This window comes from Pedobacter paludisoli, from assembly GCF_052344095.1.
In the GTDB taxonomy this organism is placed as follows: Bacteria; Bacteroidota; Bacteroidia; order Sphingobacteriales; family Sphingobacteriaceae; genus Pedobacter.
In genome coordinates this window covers 320,155-339,936 of sequence record NZ_CP179926.1, presented here as the reverse complement: position 1 = coordinate 339,936, position 19,782 = coordinate 320,155, and the positions used below count along the sequence as shown (strand labels likewise).

Genomic DNA, 19,782 nt, shown 5'->3' with positions numbered 1-19,782 from the left:
CTGACAACTGAAAAACAAAAAGGAGGTAGTAAAAAAGAAAATTATTTTAAAAAAAATAAGAAAAATGCGATTGCATTGATTTCTCCCGACCAATCTACATTCGTTTTAATGATTTTTACTGCATCGCGCAGATGCGCTTTCACGGTATGCAAGGAAATACCTAGTTTTTCGGCCACATCTTTTTGTTTTAAATTATCTATTTTACACATTTTATAAACAATCTTTTGTTGTGGAGATAATTTTTCAATTGCAACATCTACCAAACGCTGAATTTCACGATATTGAATAGCGTTTTCCGTGGATAAATCTGCATCAGAATGCTCTCTTTTTACTTCCTGATACTTTTTATGCTCTAAAGCAATCTTTTTTAATGCATTTAACGTAAGATTACGTGTACTAATTCTCAGAAATGCACCAAAATTCGCTATTTCACCAAGTGTTTTACGACCTAACCAAATTTTAATAAAAACTTCTTGAACAATTTCTTCGGCAAGTTCTTCCTCCTGTAAAATAGCAAAGGCATACCCTAACACTCTGTTTTTATAGAAATTAAAGAGTGTTGCAAAAGCCTGCTGATTACCAGCAGCAATTTTAGCCAAGAGTATTTTTTCGTCTGCTAGGTCCTTTTGCATTTGGCTAATATAGTATTTAATATGGGGTTCACTTGCTGTATTTTGAGCAAAATTATTGAACAACTTACAAATTCTAACGCAATTTAACTGGTGGAATAGTTTATAAAATTATGAATAATTTTATATTCGCATAAAAATAATCCCATCAGTATAGCATGAATACCAACACCCTCCTTCAGGTACTTTTTAACAGTCCAGTCCCTAGGGTTGTTTTGCAGGCGAATTCGCCAATTTTCACCGTTTTACAATACAACCATGAATTTAGTGTTGTTTCTGGTTATGGAAGTCGCGATTTAACAGATCTAAGTTTTTGGGATATTTTTGAAGTTTACAAAGCAGATGAAGGGGTTAAAACCGCCCTTTCTCAAGCCTTAAAAAGGGCTTCAAAAGGTAAAAAAGCAGACATTGAGCCTTTTCGTTACGATATTCCTTCAGGCACAGAGCCTATGTTAATTCCCACCTGGTGGAAAATGGAAATCACTCCCCTTTTAAACATGGAGGGAGCAATTGAAAAGCTATTACTCAATTGCGAAAACATTACCGATTCTATTATTAGCAAGCAAGAGAATATTGATTTACGTATTCGGGAACAACATTTAACAGGCGAACTTGCTGCCGCCAATGAAGAATTACGTGCCAGCAACGAAGAATTGCTAGTTGCCTATGAAGAATTGCGTATTGCGCATCATAATATCGAGAACTTTAATCATTTTTTAGAGGAACAAGTAGCCAATAGAAATGAAGAGCTTTCGTCTATCATTATGAATGTTCCTGCCGGCCTTGCCATTTTAACTGGGGAGGACATGCAAGTGACCATGGTAAACAAAGGAATGTATACCTTATGGAAAAAGGATGATAGCATTTTAAACAAACCCCTTATTGAAGCTTTTCCGGAGCTAATTGGCCAACGTTATTTACACTTGTTAAAAAATGTTTACCAAACAGGAAAGCCTTATTTTGACCAAAATGCCGAAGTTTTCTTAAAGACACCAGAAGGCAAGCTTGAAAAGCGATACCGCGATTTTTCTTATACAGCTTTAAAAGATTCCAGCGGAAAGGTATACGCCATTTTAGTGTTAACAACAGATGTTACGGAGAAACAGCTAATTCGTGAACGCGAACAACAATACAACGAAAAAATCACAACCATTAACGAAAAACTTTCTGCTTCCTTTGAAGAACTTGCAGTGATAAATGAGGAACTCCATCAATCACAACAGTTACTGACAAAAAAAATTATCGAGCAGGAAGAATCGAATAAAAAACTAAGGAAGGCAGAAGAGCTCCAACGCTTCTTTATTAATGCTATGCCGCAGCAAGTTTGGACATCCGACGCTTCTGGTGCATTAAACTATGTAAACGATATTATTTGTGCCAATTTTGGTGAAGACAAAGAAACCATTATTGGTGCAGGTTGGCAAGGTTTTATACATCCAGATGACTTAGATAGTTGTTTAAAGAGATGGAACTACGCCTTACAAACCGGCACTGAATATGTCATCGAATTCCGCTTAAGATTTTCTGATGGAAATTATTATTGGCATATGGGTAAGGCGGTTCCATTAATTGAAGGTGGCAAAATTACGTTTTGGTTAGGTACCAATACCAATATCGAAATTCAAAAGAATAATGAGCAACGTAAAGATGAGTTTATTTCCATTGCAAGCCATGAGTTAAAAACACCTTTAACATCGATAAAAGCGTACAATCAATTAAACATTCGTCGCAACAAAGATGAAAGTTTAGCTCCTCATTTAAACAAAGTTTCGGAGCAAACCTTACGGTTGGAAAAACTCATTACAGATTTACTTGACGTAACGAAAATCAACGCTGGAAAAATGACCTATGATTTCCAGCCCTTTAATTTTCAAAAAATGCTGAATGATGCTATTGCAAGTATGCAAAATACCTCTGAGAAGCATCGCATTATTGTTGAAGGCAATTCCGATGTTCTGTACAATGGTGATGTTTACCGCATTGAACAGGTAGTAAACAACTTCATTAGCAATGCCTTAAAATATTCGCCTGAAGGCGAAGAAATCATAGTTAAAAGCAGAATTTCTAACGATAACATCATTGTTTCGGTACAAGATTTTGGCATTGGTATAGCCCCAGAGAGTTTAGACAAACTTTTTGAACGTTATTTTAGAGTGGATAACACGGCCATGCGCTTTGAAGGACTTGGCTTAGGCTTGTTTATATCTTCAGAAATTTTGAAACGCCACCAAGGCAGTTTTTGGATTGAAAGCGAATTAGACAAGGGTTCAACCTTCTTTTTCCGTTTACCGCTTGATACGAACCAAACAAAAGGTTTAAACGTGAAAACAGATACTTTCTATCGCGACCGTAACATAGTAATCAATTGCAATATATCCAAACAACGCTTAGACATTGATTGGGTTGGTTTCCAAAACCTTGAATCGGTTCAAAATGGATGCATGCGCATTTTAGAAATGTTAAAAGAGCATGGCTATACCAAAATTGTTAACGATAACTCACATGTTTTAGGCACCTGGTCTGAAGCTGCAGAATGGGTTGGTAGCACTTGGCTCCCGTTAATGGAAAAAGTAGGTCTTAAATACATGGCTTGGGTATATTCGCCCAGCACCTTTAGCCAACTTTCGGCCAAAAAAAGTGCCGAATTAAAGCCTGAAAAGATTACGCTTCATTCCTTTTCGAATGTAACCGAAGCCCGCAATTGGATTAATGACGTGAAATAAAAAAATGGGCATAACATCCATTATGCCCATTTATCAACTAACCAAACTAATTTAATACTTACCAAATGTATTGGCACAAAAATAAAACTGCCATGTAAAATGAAAATTAAGTCTACATTAAGAATACAGTTAAACCTTTGTTATTTTAGTAATCGTTTAGTCTTTGTCCGAAACTGATTTACGGTATTGAATGCCCCATACAGCGATTTCATTAATTAATGGCGCTAACGACTTGCCGTAATCGGTGATAGCATACTCCACCGTTATGGGTTTTGTATGCATAACTGTCCTTGAAAGCAATTTGTTCATTTCTAAATCTTGCAATTCTTTTGCTAACATTTTAGGCCCAATGCCTTTAATTTCGCGCAACAAATCCATAAACCCTAAGCGGTTTCCTTCAATGATGGTCCCCAGAATGGGGAATTTCCATTTTCCAGACAACACGCTCATAGTATCGTTTATTGCCTGCATTTTCACTTGACATACTGGTGTTATATTTATTTCAGCACTTTTCTTCATGGTGTCGTTCGTAGATAAATTTCGCGTTTAAAACCGCATAGATACTTCCCTCTAAGATAGTACTTCCCAAAAGGAAATCAATAGCAAATATACAGGAGCTGAAATATATTTTTGTGTAACAAAGCGCGTACTCGATACGGAAAATTAATGCAAGCGCGCAGCATTCAATTTAAATGACAAAGACAAATAATCCTCTTTTATGCGACCCTGTTGAAGGTTTTTGCGGCATAGCAGATAACAGTGGTTCCGAAAAAATTGAAACATCTAAAACAACAAAATCAATCAAGGTTGTTTACTTTACCGACCCGATTTGCTCATCTTGTTGGGGCATTGAGCCACAGCTACGCAAATTAAAATTAGAATACGGAAATATTCTTGACTTTGAATACCGAATGGGCGGCTTACTGCCTGATTGGAGCTATAACAGCGGCGGTATTTCTAAACCTGCTGATGTGGCACACCATTGGGATGAAGTAAGTGCCTATTATGATATGCCCATTGATGGCGATGTTTGGTTAGAAGACCCCTTAGATTCTTCCTATCCTCCATCAATCGCTTTTAAAGCGGCACAAATGCAAAGTGAAGAAAAAGCCATTTTGTTTCTTCGTGCCATTCGGGAAATGGTTTTCTTGCAAAAGATAAATATTGCTAAATGGGAAAATTTAAAAAAAGCAGCCGAAACCATTCAGCTTGATGTTGCCCAGTTTGCAAATGATTATAACGCTGGCGCAAAAGTGCTCTTTGAAGAAGATTTAGCCCTGGCTAAACAATATGGCGTAAGAGGTTTCCCAACACTATTTTTCATCGGCCCAGATGGCCAAAAAGAAATAGTTTATGGTACAAAGCCTTATGCTTACCTTGAAAATGCCCTTTCTAATGTTGTTCCAAACGCAATCAAATCTATTTACAGTAAAAACTGGGAAAACTTATTTAGTACCTATCCCACTTTAACAGCAAAAGAATTTTCTGAACTTTCAGCCACACCACGAGCTGAAAGTGAAAAACTGCTAAATGCCTTAGTGGCAAATGGAAGTTTAGTTATACGCTCTATGAAAAACGGCTCTATTTGGATGCGTAAAAACATCTGATAGAAAAGGCTAGGTATCGGTGGGTTTAATTTATTTGAATTAAGCCCGCCACCTCTCCTAACCTCCAATTATTGGCTAAGTGCACTAGAAAAATCGTTCATTCTTCCTTATCCTTATTCGTATTCTTCCTCATTTTTAACCGTATCTGTCGCGAGTTTTAGCAAGGTGTAATTCCCGGTATCGATGGTTACATGAGGTAAAACTTTCTTTATCGCAGCATAATCTTTGGGATTAACCCCACTTTTATACAGATATAGGGTTTGTAACTGTTTTAGTTTTGCTAAAGAACTTAATCCATTGGCAGTCACTTTTGTTCCGACCAAACTTATTGATTTCAAATTGCTCAAATCTTTTAACTCTTTTAAACCTTCATCGTTAATGGATGCTCCATTTAGGCTTAAACGCCGCAAATTCGTGCATTTACCAATCGTTTGCAGCACTTTATTCGTTACTTTGGGATTATCAAATTTTGCGAAGAGCATTTGTTCTTTTACCCCCAGTATCATGTTTTGTATAGTATCTGCAAAGGATGATGCATTCACAAAATTAAGGCTTAGATAATTACTCCCCTGTTGAACAGGAAAAACAGAGATATTGGCTACCTGAAGCTTTTTTATTGTTTTTTCGTTAGCTGCATCAACTTCATTGAGAGGCAAATCTGAATTATTTTTCGTTTCGGAAACCGATGAAGTTCCATTTTCAAGCGCCTTTAAAATTTGCTTTATTTCTGGCGATTGCAGTAATTCGTTCACTTTTTTCTTAAAGCTAGCCCCATTGTTAATCCACCATTTTATCAGTTCTACTTCTTCTTTTGTTAATTGTGGTTTTTCTTTTGGTGCCATATGATCTGCATCTGAAAGCGGCAATAAGATTCGAATCATGAGCGTGCTTTCATCTGCTTTGCCCGGAACAACAGCCGCTCCATGTTCGCCACCCTTTAACATAAAAGCTTCTTCATCCAAACGTAACTTTCCTTTTTGTTTTGCTGCCGAGTGGCAACTATAACATCGGCTTTTTAAAATGGGTTGTATCGCATCTTTATAAAGATAGGCTTCTTGTATATTTGGAATAGGTTTTAGTTCATTTTTATCTGGAGATGCAGTAGACAAGCTTAAATAATCTGCGCCATGCGTTAGCGAACCTCCCATATGCCCCGTAACAGAGATTATTAAGACTAATAATACCGATAAAGCAATAACAATCCATTTAATTTTTATCTTTTTAAATACCCATAATAAAATGATAGAGGCAAGCGCTGTACCTATCCCCATCCATTTATGATAATTGACTAAATCGCGCTCATATTCGCCACTTTGTGCAAGCAATAGACCCGTTATACACGAAAATACAGCGCCTAAAATCCCCAGCCACAAAAGCAAAACAACTGCACTGTACAAACTTTTAAATCGTTCTGTAAAGCTTAATAGTATAAAAAGAGCAGCAACCAATAAAATCCCGATTGGTAAATGGACCAACATGGGATGAAAGTGTCCGATAAATTCAAACATATTCCCCTATTGATAACGTTGTTTAAGTAAATTCATCATGTATACGTTAATATCCCATTGATTTGCTACGGGTTGTCTGGTATAAGGAATAGTTGGCATGTAATCAGGTGGACCAAATTCCGTTAGAATAGTTATTCTTTCTCCATTTTGCTTTTTCCGGGCAATCACCTTATCCCACCATTCTAAATGCGCTTTCACTATTTTATCCCATTCAGGTGCCCTCGGGTCGTTTACTTGTGGCCCTTCCGGATGGCCGATTCTTCCGTGTATGGCACCCACCCTGCCCAATAGAAAATCTACACTCTCTTTTTGATCAGCCAGTAAACTTTCGTGTACATTGCACCAGTGCGATATATCGAGTGTGATTTGTAAATCGGGTATGTTTTCAGCAAAATTTTTCGCGATATGGCATGCAAATAGCATTCTGCTACGATGTGTTTCATGATAGATGGGAATACCCGTTTCTTTTCTTTTTGCGAGCGTATAATCGATTATTTTTTTATTCTGTTCGTAGGTAAAATAATCCTTTCCTGAATGACAGTTTATATACAAAGGTTTTTGAAATGTATTGCTGCATGCTGCATCCAAATTCTCTTTAAATTTAGCGAAATGCTGATCAAAATTACTTTGCCCAGCCCCCACTAAAAAGGCTATTTGTAAATCATACTTTTTTAATGTCGCAAAAAAATGTTCCTGTTTCGCTCGGTCTTCACCTAACCACCATAGTTCTGCACCATCGTAGCCTGCTTTCTTTGTATCTGTGCAAAATTCTTCTAATGAACCTGTGTACCCCCAATTTGTTTGGAGAAAAAGTAATTCATATCCTTGTTTCGGTTCCACTTGATAGGATGAGGCAACCGCTTCCGAAAGTGGTTTTAATAAGGGAACTGCTGATGCTATAGCTGATTTTTTTAAAAATTCTCTCCGTGTTTGATTCATGCTTATCCTACGCAATAATTTCTCTAATTACTTTTCCTGATACATCCGTTAAACGGAATGGTCTACCTTGAAATGGGAAGGTAAATTCTTCGTGATTGAAACCCAATTGATTTAAAATAGTCGCCTGAACATCAAAATTATCTACCCTTCCACTTATTGCACTGTACCCTATTTCATCTGTTTCTCCATGTGTAAATCCTTTTTTAATGCCTCCGCCCGCCATCCAAATGGTAAAGGCTTCGGGATGATGATCTCTGCCATGAAACGGAAGTACGAGGCCATTTCTATTTTCCATCATGGGCGTTCTACCAAATTCGCCTCCCCATACCACCAAGGTTTCATCTAACAAGCCTCTTTGTTTCAAATCCAGCAATAAAGCGGTAATGGGTCTATCGGTTTCTCTACACTTATCTTTAAGACCAAAATCTACGGAACCTTTTCTTTCTGTTCCATGGGTATCCCAACCCCAATCAAAAAGTTGTACATAACGTACACCTTTTTCAACCAATTTCCTTGCTAAAAGCGCATTATTGGCGAAACAGCTTTTACCGGGTTGCGTACCGTACATTTCATGAATATAGGCGGGTTCATCGTTTATATTCATCACTTCTGGCGCAGAAATTTGCATGCGATAGGCCATCTCATATTGCGCTATGCGCGAAACAATTTCCGGGTCGTTATATTCCTTGTATTGTTCTTCATTTGCTTTATTAATTGCTTGGATGGATGCTTTACGTAAATCACGGGGTAAACCATCGGGATCTTGAATAAACAAAACGGGATCACCTTCACTTCTACATTGTACACCTTGATATACGGACGGTAAGAAACCACTTCCCCAAACGCTTTTACCGGCATCAGGAAAACTCCCACCACTGGTTAATACCACGTAACCAGGCAGGTTCTGATTTTCACTTCCTAAACCATACGTTACCCAGCTACCCATACTAGGTCTTCCTAAACGAGCGGATCCGGTATGAACCAACAATTGGGCTGGTGCATGGTTAAATTGATCGGTTTTTACAGCCTTCAGAAAAGTAATTTCATCCACCACGGATGATAAATGTGGTAAATTATCACTAACCATTGCTCCACTTTGACCATACTTGGCAAAACTTGCTTGTGGTCCCAACATCTTTGGAACGCCTGTAATAAATGCAAATTGCTTTCCAGCTAATAAGGAGGGCGGACAATCTTGGCCATCCATTTTCAGTAACTCTGGTTTAAAATCAAAAAGCTCTAATTGCGATGGAGCTCCTGCCATATGCAAATAAATGACACTTTTTGCCTTTCCTAAAAACGGTGGTGCCTTTGGCCTCATTGGGTGTGCAGCATCAATAGCCGAAGCATTGCTGTTAGAGCCAAAAATTCCGCTGCAACTACCCATTAAACTTCCCATGGCCAATGCACCCAGCCCCATTGCACTCTCTTTTAGAAAATGTCTTCTTGAATAGCCCTGTGCTTGTGCCTCACTTGCCTCTTTTACTAAGCGATGTGCATTTAATTCGTCTCTGGTCATTTTCTTAATTCTTAGTAATTACCTCATCTAAATTCAACATAGCATTCGCAACTAAAACCAAGGATGCTTTTTCGGGATTTACCTTTTCGCCCTTCTTCCCTAGGAAGGCTGCAGCACTGGCTGGATTCTTTTTAAAAGTCTTATTTGCGTCTTGGTACAATTCTTCGAAAATCTGTAATGTAGCCGTGGGGATTTTTTTAAACAACATTAATTCGTACCCTTTTGCTATTTTTTGAGCAGGTGTTTTTAAAAACGGTTGGTCCATTTTATGTGCAAATTTTCGAGCTAAATCTACATACACACTATCGTTCAACGTTACCAATGCTTGTAACGGAGTATTGGTACGAATACGTCTTGGACTGCATATTACCCTTGAAACACCATCAAATGCGATAGCAGATGGATAAGGCGAGGTACGTTTCCAGTAGGTATAAATCGCCCTGCGATACTGTTCGTCTCCCGTTGCTGTTTTCCATTTTGCGCTATTGTACGGAGATTGCCATATCCCCTCGGGCTGCCATGGCATCACCGGAGGGCCGAATTTTTTCAAATTAAGGGCGCCGCTTACCTGCAGGCATTGATCTCTCATTTGTTCGGCACTTAATCGTACTCTTGAACCCCTAGCATAGTATTTATTGAATGGGTCTTTTTCTTTCTGTTCTTTTGTGACAATAGAACTTTGTCTGTACGTAGCCGACATGACCATTTCTTTTATCATTTTTTTTATGCTCCAATTGTAGTTGTGCATAAAGCGATACGCCATATAATCCAACAATTCTTGGTGCGTTGGTGGTATGCCTTGTGTCCCCATGTCCTCCAGCGTTTCTACCAAACCAATTCCAAAAATTTGCTCCCATAATTTATTTACTATCGTTCGTGAAACCAGAGGATTTCTTTTATCAGTAAGCCACATGGCTAAACCCAATCGATTATTGGGTGCATTTTTAGGCATGGCAAAGGCCAACGATTGTGGTACATTGGCGGTAACTTTTTTTCCTTTAGAGGTCCAGGCGCCACGTTCAAAAACATAATTTTCACGTCTCATCGCATCCGGATTTTCAACCATAATTGGGACACCCGGTGCTTTGATGATTAACAAGGAATCATAGCTTCTTTTTGCTTGTTCATAACCGGGTTTACCCTTACCCGGAAATTGCTCTCCGAAATGAAACCAGTCGAAAAACACTGCATATTTTTCTTTAGATTTCTCATCAGACTTGCCCGTATTTCTAGCAAAAGATGGATTTTCATAGCGCAGGTATACATCGTGAATACCATTTTGCTTTGGAAAATTAATTTTAACCACTTGCTGCTTTTGTGCGGTATCTACTGTCCATTGTTTTATTACCGGACCGTTTTCGGCATCCATGCGCATAGTTAGTTTTCCGCCCGCTTGTTTAGAACGATAACTCATAATTAATTGATCCGCATTGCGCAAATCAACGGAGGATAAGCGTGCTACAGCTTGATCGCGAAATTGCAAATTCACATTACCATTCGCAATCACAGCGTTTTTAAGCGGTATTGCGGTTGTCGAGTTTATAGAAGGCTGCCCCGTTTGAATGAATAATTTAATCCTATCCGCTTTAACTTTGCCCTCATTTGTTTTGACCCACTCATACATTTTATCCAACTCGTGCTTCGTGCTATCGTTAAATTGTCTGAACAAGGGATAGTCTGCCATTACATCTTCATCTCTACTATTATTGAAATAGGAACTGAATTTATAATATTCATCGTGTTTGAATGGGTCGTATGGATGACTGTGACACTGCACACAAGCAAACGTTGTACTCATCAGTCCTTCCCAAGTGGTGTTTACCCGATCCAATACAGCTGAAACCCTAAATTCTTCATTATTGGTCCCTCCTTCGTCATTTGTAGGTGTATTTCGGCTAAAAGCTGTGGCAATATATTGTTGATCGGTTGGATTCGGCAATAAATCGCCGGCAATCTGCTCTGTTATAAACTGATTGTATGGCATATCCGTATTGAAAGCCCTTATTACCCAATCTCTATAAGGCCAAATAGTACGGCCTCCATCTCTTTCATATCCTTTTGTATCTGCATAACGTGCAACATCTAGCCACATGGAAGCCCATTTTTCGCCAAACTCTGGCGAGGCTAAAAGTTCATCCACCATTTTTTCATAGGCTTTGCGCTCATCCTTGGCATGCATATATGTTTCAACTTGCTTTTCTGTTGGATAAAGTCCAACTAAATCTAAACCTAATCTGCGTAATAAAATTGCTTTATCTGCTACATCAGAAGGATTTAACTGTTGTTCTTGTAATTTCTCATACACAAACTTATCAATATTGGTTTCTGCCCAATCAGCATCTACATCCGGAACCACTGTTTCTTGAACAGCTACGTAAGCCCAATGTTTACCCCATTTTGCACCTTGTTTAATCCACCGACTAAACAAATTGATTTCCTCTTCCTTTAGTGCTTCATGTTTGTAAGGCATACGCAATTCAGGGTCGTTGCTTTTTAAGCGCTTGATAAATTCGCTATTCTCCGGATCGCCAACAAGGATGGCAGGCTTACCACTTTTTGTTACCGCTAGGGCTTCTTCACGAAAAAGCACACTAAATCCACCTTGCTGTTTTACCCCCCCATGACAACTGATACATTTTTTATTGAGAATTGGTTTTATCTCTGTATTAAAATCAACTTGTTTTTCAGCAGACAAAAGAGAAAACGCAACTAAAGATGCCAAGCTCAAAAATACGATGAATAGAATTACCTTTTTTTTGGTGTACATGATGGATAAGCAAGGATAAAACAACAATATATGATAGAAAAATGACAATACAAAACAATGGCAATAAAAAATTGTGATGGCTTCCTATCGGGATGATTAAACTTGATTTATACTAGGTATCGCATCATTGGATCATTTAACCGGCAGCGAATAATCGGTAGCTTCTTGTAGATTTATCGCCACAGCACCAAAAAAAAAACCATTTTAGGTAATAAATAGAAAATCAGTATATTAACACATATTTACGGGAGGAATGATTCTTGCATTCAAGTAGTATCATCCTCATGAAATCTGTTAAATTCGTAACAGCTGAAACCGAAAATAAATTTAAATCGCTTTGCATGAATACTCAAGAAATTATTGCCATTACCCTTGTATTAGCCGCTATCTTCTCTTACATTAACCATCGTTTTATAAAATGGCCTCCTACTATTGGTATCATGGCGCTTTCATTAATTTCGTCCATTTTCCTTATTAGTATTGGTTCGTCTAACCTGTTCCTATTCAATAAAGTTGTGATTTTGGCTAAAGCCCTCAATTTTGAAAATATATTAATGAACTTCATGTTGAGTTTCTTGCTTTTTGCAGGGGCTTTTCACATCAATGCGGCAAAACTCAAAACAGAACGGATTCCTGTTTTAATACTAGCCACCGTTGGTATTTTGCTTTCAACCTTTGTGGTAGGTGTATTAGTTTGGTGGTTATTCCAACTGTTTTCGATGAACATTCCCCTTATTTACTGCCTCTTGTTTGGTGCGCTTATTTCGCCTACCGATCCCATTGCTGTTTTAGGGATCTTAAAAAAAGCCAATATCCCAAACTCACTGGAATTAAAAATATCAGGGGAATCGCTTTTTAATGATGGCGTATCGGTTGTGGTTTTTATTTCCATCGCCGAAATTGCACGCTCCACTACCGGTACTTTTTCGATGGTTGATATTGGAAAGTTATTTGTGATGGAAGCCCTTGGAGGCATCGCATTTGGCGCCTTACTCGGTTACATTGGCTATTGGGCATTACGTTCTATAGACGATTACAAGGTAGAAGTTTTAATTACACTTGCCATTGTTGTTGGGGGCTATTTTATAGCAGGAATGCTCCATTTTTCGGGGCCATTGGCCATGGTAATCGCTGGAATTATTACAGGAAACAAATCGAAAGAGCATGGCATGTCTGCCATTACGCGAGACTATGTTGGTAAATTTTGGGAGATGATTGATGAAATTTTAAACGCCGTACTGTTTTTATTTATTGGTTTAGAAATGCTCATCATCGAAATTGATCCAGTTGTTTTTTGGATTGGTATCATTTGCATTGGAATAGTGCTTTTTGCACGCTGGATTTCGGTCTTTTTACCGGTATCAATCATGCGTCTTAAATTTCCGTTTGAAAAAAATTCGGTAGCCATACTTACTTGGGGTGGTCTTCGTGGGGGAATTTCAGTAGCGCTGGCATTATCCCTCAGTACCGACATGTACCGAAATCAATTTGTACTCATTACCTACATTATTGTAGTATTTTCAATTCTTGTTCAAGGGCTTACCATAGGCTCGTTTGCTAAACGCCTGATTCTTAAAAACGATTAACGATAAATAATTAAAAATTAAGTATCTTAACCTTAAAAACACCATGGATCTGACAAAGGCAACCGACTTAATTTCTGAAGAAATAATGAAATGGGTACACGGACTTATCCGTTTGCTACCTAACATTGTTCTTGCAGCTATCGTTTTTACTTTAGGCTTAAAGCTGGCGGGTTATATTAAAGGGATTTCGCGCAAGCTCATCATCAAGTTCTCCGATAACCGAACGCTGTGTGATCTTTTTGCATCCATCATCTACATTGTTTTTATAGGAATTATCCTTTTTATTGTATTGAGTATTCTCAACCTGGATAAGGCTGTTACCTCAATACTGGCGGGTGCCGGAATACTGGGTTTGGCGTTAGCTTTTGCCTTTCAAGATATTGCAGCAAATTTTATGTCGGGTATATTTATCTCCTTTCGCAGGCCGCTTCGTTTTGGCGATATTGTGAGCATTAAAGGTTATATGGGGAAGGTGGTCGAAATTAATCTCCGCGATACGGCCATCATGACTTTTCAAGGTAAAATGGTTATCATTCCTAACAAAGAGGTTTTCCAGAATCCCATTGAAAATTACTCGAAACTTGGTAAACGACGAATTGATTTAAATTTAGGCGTTTCGTACGGAGAAGATTTAGAAGCGGTAAAAAAAATAACACTTCAAGCTGTTGCAGACATTCCGGGTCTTTGTGAGAGCGAAGAACCCAGCATGTTTTATCAAGAATTTAGCAATAGCTCCATTAATTTTACCCTGCGTTTGTGGGTAAATTCGGTGGATCAAGTGAGCTATTTAAGCGTTTGGGATGCGGCCATCATCCGCATTAAGAAAGCGTACGATCAGCATAACATTGTAATTCCATTCCCAATTATGACCATGGATTTCGGGATTAAAGGAGGAAAAGGTTTGCACGAGGTTTTAGCTGACCCCACAAAAGCATAAATGTCATTGATTTTTAAAGCCGTGCCAACAAGGCTGGTGTGCTACGAAACACTCCTACGAAAAACAAGCAATCCATCCAGCACATCCATTTTTAAGAAACAGATTTTTTTGAAAAACTTATTCGTAATTTTGCAGCCATGATTTTTTACAAAACGGATGAAGAAGTTGAGCTGATGAGAATCAGTGCGCTTTTAGTAAGTGAAACGCTTTCGGAAATTGCCAAAATTTTACGCCCTGGTTTAGCGACAATCGAAATCGATAAACTTGCTAATGCGTTTATTTTAGATAACGGAGCGGTTCCTTCTTTTTACAAATATCACGGTTTTCCACATCATATCATTACTTCGGTTAACGATGTGGTGGTTCATGGTTTTCCGGGTAATGAAATGCTTAAAGACGGCGATATTGTTTCGGTCGATGTAGGAGTTATTAAAAATGAATATCACGGCGATCATGCCTATACCTTTGTTATCGGCGATGCCAAAAAAGAAGTTTTAGACTTGGTAAAAACGACGAAGGAATCCCTTTTCATTGGTATAAAAGAAGCGGTTGTAGGCAAACGCTTAGGCGATATTGGCCATGCCATCCAACAACACTGTCAGAAAAAAGGTTATGGCGTTGTACGCGATTTTGTAGGACATGGTCTTGGAAGAAGTATGCATGAAGACCCTCAAGTACCTAATTATGGCAAACGTGGTTCCGGCTTGCTTTTGAAAGAAAATTTAGTTTTAGCTATTGAACCCATGATTAACATGGGCACCAAAGATGTGTTCATTGAAAAAGATGGTTGGACAGTTAGAACCGCTGACCGCAAGCCTTCCGTTCATTTTGAGCACGACGTTTGTGTGAAAAAAGGGGAAGCACTTATTTTATCGGATTACGCACCTATTGAATTAGCAGAGAAAAACAATCCGAATTTGAATTGCAGTTATTATTAAAATATAACCGATGAAAAAAGGGCAGCTAAAATCAATCAGCTGCCCTTTTTGATGGTTTAATCTTCTCGTAAAATTAAGGTCACTCTTTTCCTAGTATCGGCCTCATACACCACTGAACAAGATTGATTCGGCTGTAAATTATAGCCCCTTACCTGTTGCGTTATGTTGTTTTGCTTTATTCGATATTCCATGGATTCGTTTAACTGAAAATTCATGGTGGTGTCTTGACTACGAAGCGTAAAATTTATTCCATCTACGACCGTTATCACTCCTTTAATTAATTTCCGTCGGTTATATTTCTCTACAGGTGGCAATTTAGTTGGGCCTTTATCTTGCACGAACGTTGGTAAATCGGCCAGTACCAGTTTTATAATGGGCGCTTTAAAAGCCGCTATATTGGATGGTAAATGTAGGGTTACCGATGCATCCGTTATATTTTGGGTAAAAGCGACAGCTGTTCCATCTTTTAATAGAGTAGCCGAATTAATTTTGCTTTTCAGTCCGGTTAGTATAGCTTGCGGCAGTAGTGTACCGTTCAGGTGCAAATAGACTATTTTATCGTTATAGGTAATGGAACCCCAGCTAAACTCCCCCACGAAAGGAGATTTTTTTGTATTGTATATGGCTTCGCCGTTTTGTTTCATCCAATCACCGATATTTTTTAGACGGATTTTCTCTTCAGGCGTAAAATCGCCATCAGGCTGTGGGCCAATATTCAGTAAAAAATTAGAGCCTCGGCATGCTGTTTTTGAAATCATGGCAATAACATCATCCGATGATTTCCATTCGGCATCGTTCTTATCGTAAGCCCAATTCAAGCGTAGGGTCATGATGGATTCTACATAATCGCCCATTCCAGGCAAGGCCAATTCACGATCGCCCAAATTTTTGTAATCCCCTAATCCACTGCCAATTCTACTGCTTATGATACAATCAGGTTGTAATTTTCGCACCAACTTGTAGCACATTTCATTTAACTGTTGGTGATTTTCAATCCCCATATCAAACCACAGCAAATCTATTTTCCCATAATTAGTCAATACTTCGGTTAATTGTTCTTTTACTAATTGAAGATATTCTGGAGTATTGGGCGTGTAATCGTTTCTTATTTTTTTGCTGTTGTACCAATCCTTTTCATGCGAGAAATACAGCCCCACTTTCATGTCTTGTTTGCGACAAGCATCTGTAAATTTTTTCACAACATCCTGATGATAGGCTGCTGTTTTTACCACATTCCAGTTGGTTGCTTTGCTATCAAAAAGCGCAAAACCATCGTGATGTTTTGATGTCAATACCATGTATTTCATTCCGGCATCTTTGGCCATTTTCACCCATTTATCGGCATCAAATTTAGCTGGATTAAAGGACTTAGCAACCTGTTCGTAATCAGCTTTTGGAATATCTGCTGTTAAATAAATCCACTCGCTGCTGGCGTCGGCCATTTCTTTTCCGTAATCTACTCCATTCCATTCACCGCCCAAAACAGAGTAGGCGCCCCAATGTAGAAACATGCCAAATCGCGCATCTGTCCACCATTGCATTCTTTTTGCTTTTTCTTGGGGATTATTTACTTGAGCCATTATGGGCATACTCAGTAAATAGCATACCAACGAAACGATTCCTGCTCTACATGCTTTCATCAAAGGGATTCTTTTTTTCTTTAATATGCTTATTGCATCCATTTTAACTGTGCCCAATTATTTCCGCCATCGTTTTGCTGTGGTTTACCGGGTGTAGATCTTCCTTGCAAAATCTCTTTCGTCAGTTCGTCTTTTAATTCCTTTTCAATGGCAGGGTATTTTCCGTATAAATTATTTTTTTCTGCCGGATCGCTTTCCAAATCGTATAATTGAAATGGAGGTAAATTCAATTCTTTCTCTTTTGCTGGCAATGGCTGACTCCAACCGCCTGAACCTGCACAAAGAATAAATTTCCATTTTCCTTTTCTGATGGCGAAACTTCCATTTATGGAGTGATGAATAGATGTTTCACGCTTATATTCTGTCGATTTTGGATCTTTAAACAAGGGCAACATGCTGTAACTATCTTCAGCTGCATTCTCAGGTAAAGCTGTTTTTACGATATCTGCAGCGGTTGCCATAAAATCAATTAAACCCGTTGTTTGATCGCAGCGTGTACCCGGTTTAATGACTCCTGGCCATTTGATAATTAACGGAATGCGGTGGCCTCCTTCAAAAATATCGGCCTTTGCTCCTCTATAGATGTAGCTTGAATAATGTCCTTGTTTTTGTAGTTCATTCATGTGTGCTTTTGGTGAGCAACCGTTATCACTGGTAAAAATAATGATTGTATTATCGGCTATGCCAGCATCCTTTACAGCTTTCTCTAATTTAGCAAAGTAGTCATCCACCATCATTACAAAATCAGGATACGGATTGTTTAAGCCACTTTTCCCTTCCCATTCTTTACTTGGCAAGATAGGCGTGTGTGGCGATGGAAGTGGCAAGTACAAGAAAAATGGTTTCTCTGATTTGGCTTGCTCCTTAATATAAGTAAAAGCGCGTTCGTAGAAATTTGGCGTAGCTTGTTCATGAACAAAATCAGGAGCGGTTAAACCTTTTCTCCAAAAACCTTGATCGTCGGTATTCTCCGTTTCCTTCGTTGGGATTGCGGTGCTCTTTCCATTTTCTACATACACATAGGGCGGCATATCTAAAGAACCAGAAAAACCATATGCATAATCGAAACCATCTTGATTTGGGCCATTGCTTACAGGCTTACTAAAATCAATTTTTTTATCATCGCTCTTCGCCCAATCCCATCCCATATGCCATTTACCAATATAAGCAGTATGATAACCGGCTTTCTTAAGAATTTTGGCAGCTGTTAGTCTTTCAGGGTTTATCAATGCTTCTGACTCCCCGTTTAGCACCCCGTTTTTCAATCTGGTTCTCCAGCTGTAACGTCCGGTTAAAATACTGTATCTTGATGGAGAGCAAACTGCCGAAGATGAATGAGCATCGGTAAAAATCATTCCCTCTTTGGCTAGTTGATCAAAACCTGGCGTTTTTATTTTTGACTTCGGATTAAATGCTTTTACATCGCCAATTCCTAAATCATCCGTTAACACATAAATGATATTGGGTAATTTTTTTTGTTTTTGTTGCGCCTGTAAATTTGGCCCAAAAGCCAATAATAGACACATCCCTAACCACTGAATAGCGTTTTTCTTTAGGGGATAAAAAGTGATTTGTAGATTCATTATACTTTATATAAGAGGTTCGATTTCAAAATAAATTTATTTCTTTTGACTTTTTAAGGGGATAATTTGACTATCCAGATCGTGCATCCTTTTTTCCAGTTCAAGCACTTTATTGGGTTCTTTTTCTGCTACGTTGGTTGATTCGGAAAGATCTGTTTGCAAATTAAAAAGACTAACAGGGAAAGCTCCTTTCGTTTTATCCCATCCTAAGGATTTCGCAAGATGCAATTTCCATTTCCCATTGGTGTAGGCTTCTAAATCGCCATTTCTGCCGTAGTACAATAATTCGAAAGGCTGACTTTTATAGACTTTTGGTTTCAACCATAATTGACTTATATCTCTTCCATCCAAAACCAAATCGGAAGGGGTTTTTACCCCTGCAATTTTTGATAAAGTAGGTAATAAATCTAAGGTAGATACCGGCTCATTTGAGACAACTCCTTTTGGAATTTTCCCAGGCCAATACACAATTCCGGGTACGCGCATTCCTCCTTCCCAGGTGGTCGTTTTTCCTCCTTTTAGCGGTTGGGCGCTTCCGCCGTTCTTTAAGGTTGTAACAGGGCCATTATCGGATGTAAAAATGATAATGGTGTTTTCAGAAAGACCTTCATCTTTCAAAGTTTTGATTAATTCTCCCATGCTCCAATCGAGTTCTTGCATCGCATCGCCATACAAACCATAACCACTTTTATCTTTAAAATTATCGGAAGCGTGCCATGGTGCATGGGGCATGTTGTGCGCTAAATACATGAAGAATGGTTTTTTCTTGTTCTCGTGAATAAATTTAACCGCAGCATTGGTCCACATGGCAGTTAATGAATCTTGATTCACTCCACTGCGAACCACTTTTTGATTTAAATATACCGGAAGTGGTGGCGACTGATATTTTACGTTTGCATAGTAATAACCATCCATGTCATTTGAATACGGTACGCCATAAAAATAATCGAAACCGTGGTTGTTTGGCATAAATTCAAGTTGATTTCCCAAATGCCATTTCCCAATACAAGCTGAAATATATCCTTGCGAATGAAGTAACGTAGGAATTGTAGCTACGCCGGGAGCCAAACCATGTTTTGAATACGAATAAATTACTTCCTTGTCTAAATTAGTCCGCTTTGGGTATTTACCGGTTAACAAACCTGCGCGTGAAGGTGTACATACCGATGCGGGTACATAAAATTGCTTGAACAACATCCCATTCGCTGCAAGTTTATCGATGTTAGGTGTTTTGAAATTGGTTGCTCCATAACAACCCAAATCAGCATATCCTTGATCATCCGTAAAAAAAACAATGATATTTGGCTTCTTTTGAGCCTTTGCAGCTATAGGAATATGGAATACGCCTCCTAGCAACAGACCAAAGGTTATCATCTTACTTACGGGTACTGTTAATAATCGCATCT

14 protein-coding genes are annotated in these 19,782 nt (G+C 38.5%); 5 read left to right on the top strand and 9 right to left on the bottom strand.

Features of this window, described 5'->3' with window-relative positions:
* Positions 1–41: 41 nt before the first annotated feature.
* A complete protein-coding gene (locus ACJVDK_RS01335) occupies positions 42–632 on the bottom strand; it encodes an RNA polymerase sigma factor (RefSeq protein WP_443938523.1) in 591 nt (196 codons plus the stop codon).
* Between the two features lie 155 nt (positions 633–787).
* On the opposite strand from ACJVDK_RS01335, the gene ACJVDK_RS01330 reads away from it, so the two are divergent.
* The gene (locus ACJVDK_RS01330) at positions 788–3,352 is read left to right on the top strand and encodes an ATP-binding protein (protein WP_443938522.1); all 2,565 of its coding nucleotides are present in this window, start codon (positions 788–790) and stop codon (positions 3,350–3,352) included.
* 156 nt (positions 3,353–3,508) lie between these two features.
* On the opposite strand, the gene ACJVDK_RS01325 is transcribed toward ACJVDK_RS01330, so the two are convergent.
* A complete protein-coding gene (locus tag ACJVDK_RS01325) occupies positions 3,509–3,871 on the bottom strand; it encodes a winged helix-turn-helix transcriptional regulator (RefSeq protein WP_443938521.1) in 363 nt (120 codons plus the stop codon).
* A 173-nt stretch (positions 3,872–4,044) separates the two neighbouring features.
* Between ACJVDK_RS01325 and ACJVDK_RS01320 the strand changes: the two genes are divergently transcribed.
* Entirely contained in the window at positions 4,045–4,959 is a 915-nt protein-coding gene (locus ACJVDK_RS01320; protein ID WP_443938520.1) for a DsbA family protein, read from the top strand.
* A gap of 113 nt (positions 4,960–5,072) precedes the next feature.
* Here the strand turns inward: ACJVDK_RS01320 and ACJVDK_RS01315 are convergent, their stop codons facing one another.
* Genes ACJVDK_RS01315 through ACJVDK_RS01300 form a run of 4 tightly spaced genes read right to left on the bottom strand, consistent with a single transcriptional unit; the run spans position 5,073 to position 11,692 of the window.
* On the bottom strand, positions 5,073–6,467 hold the full coding sequence (locus ACJVDK_RS01315; protein ID WP_443938519.1) for a c-type cytochrome domain-containing protein: 1,395 nt from the start codon (positions 6,465–6,467) through the stop codon (positions 5,073–5,075).
* Positions 6,468–6,473: 6 nt separating this feature from the next.
* Positions 6,474–7,406: a sugar phosphate isomerase/epimerase family protein gene (locus tag ACJVDK_RS01310; RefSeq protein ID WP_443938518.1), complete on the bottom strand. Its 933-nt coding sequence runs from the start codon at positions 7,404–7,406 to the stop codon at positions 6,474–6,476.
* A gap of 7 nt (positions 7,407–7,413) precedes the next feature.
* Positions 7,414–8,925, bottom strand: coding sequence for a DUF1501 domain-containing protein (locus tag ACJVDK_RS01305; RefSeq protein WP_443938517.1), 1,512 nt, complete (start codon positions 8,923–8,925; stop codon positions 7,414–7,416).
* Between the two features lie 4 nt (positions 8,926–8,929).
* Positions 8,930–11,692: a DUF1553 domain-containing protein gene (locus ACJVDK_RS01300; RefSeq protein ID WP_443938516.1), complete on the bottom strand. Its 2,763-nt coding sequence runs from the start codon at positions 11,690–11,692 to the stop codon at positions 8,930–8,932.
* Between the two features lie 341 nt (positions 11,693–12,033).
* On the opposite strand from ACJVDK_RS01300, the gene ACJVDK_RS01295 reads away from it, so the two are divergent.
* The 3 genes from ACJVDK_RS01295 to map all read left to right on the top strand — a co-directional run bounded on the left by ACJVDK_RS01295 (position 12,034) and on the right by map (position 15,153).
* On the top strand, positions 12,034–13,278 hold the full coding sequence (locus ACJVDK_RS01295) for a cation:proton antiporter (RefSeq protein WP_443938515.1): 1,245 nt from the start codon (positions 12,034–12,036) through the stop codon (positions 13,276–13,278).
* A 43-nt stretch (positions 13,279–13,321) separates the two neighbouring features.
* Complete coding sequence (locus tag ACJVDK_RS01290; RefSeq protein WP_443938514.1) at positions 13,322–14,215, top strand: mechanosensitive ion channel family protein; 894 nt, start codon at positions 13,322–13,324, stop codon at positions 14,213–14,215.
* 137 nt (positions 14,216–14,352) lie between these two features.
* Positions 14,353–15,153, top strand: a complete 801-nt coding sequence (gene map / locus ACJVDK_RS01285) for a type I methionyl aminopeptidase (RefSeq protein ID WP_443938513.1) — start codon at positions 14,353–14,355, stop codon at positions 15,151–15,153.
* A 56-nt stretch (positions 15,154–15,209) separates the two neighbouring features.
* Here the strand turns inward: map and ACJVDK_RS01280 are convergent, their stop codons facing one another.
* From ACJVDK_RS01280 to ACJVDK_RS01270, 3 genes are read right to left on the bottom strand one after another with little or no spacing between them, the layout of a single operon-like run.
* The gene (locus ACJVDK_RS01280; protein WP_443938512.1) at positions 15,210–16,793 is read right to left on the bottom strand and encodes an alpha-L-fucosidase; all 1,584 of its coding nucleotides are present in this window, start codon (positions 16,791–16,793) and stop codon (positions 15,210–15,212) included.
* A 29-nt stretch (positions 16,794–16,822) separates the two neighbouring features.
* Positions 16,823–18,376, bottom strand: coding sequence for a sulfatase family protein (locus ACJVDK_RS01275; RefSeq protein ID WP_443938511.1), 1,554 nt, complete (start codon positions 18,374–18,376; stop codon positions 16,823–16,825).
* 36 nt (positions 18,377–18,412) lie between these two features.
* A complete protein-coding gene (locus ACJVDK_RS01270) occupies positions 18,413–19,780 on the bottom strand; it encodes a sulfatase family protein (RefSeq protein ID WP_443938510.1) in 1,368 nt (455 codons plus the stop codon).
* Positions 19,781–19,782 lie beyond the last annotated feature (2 nt).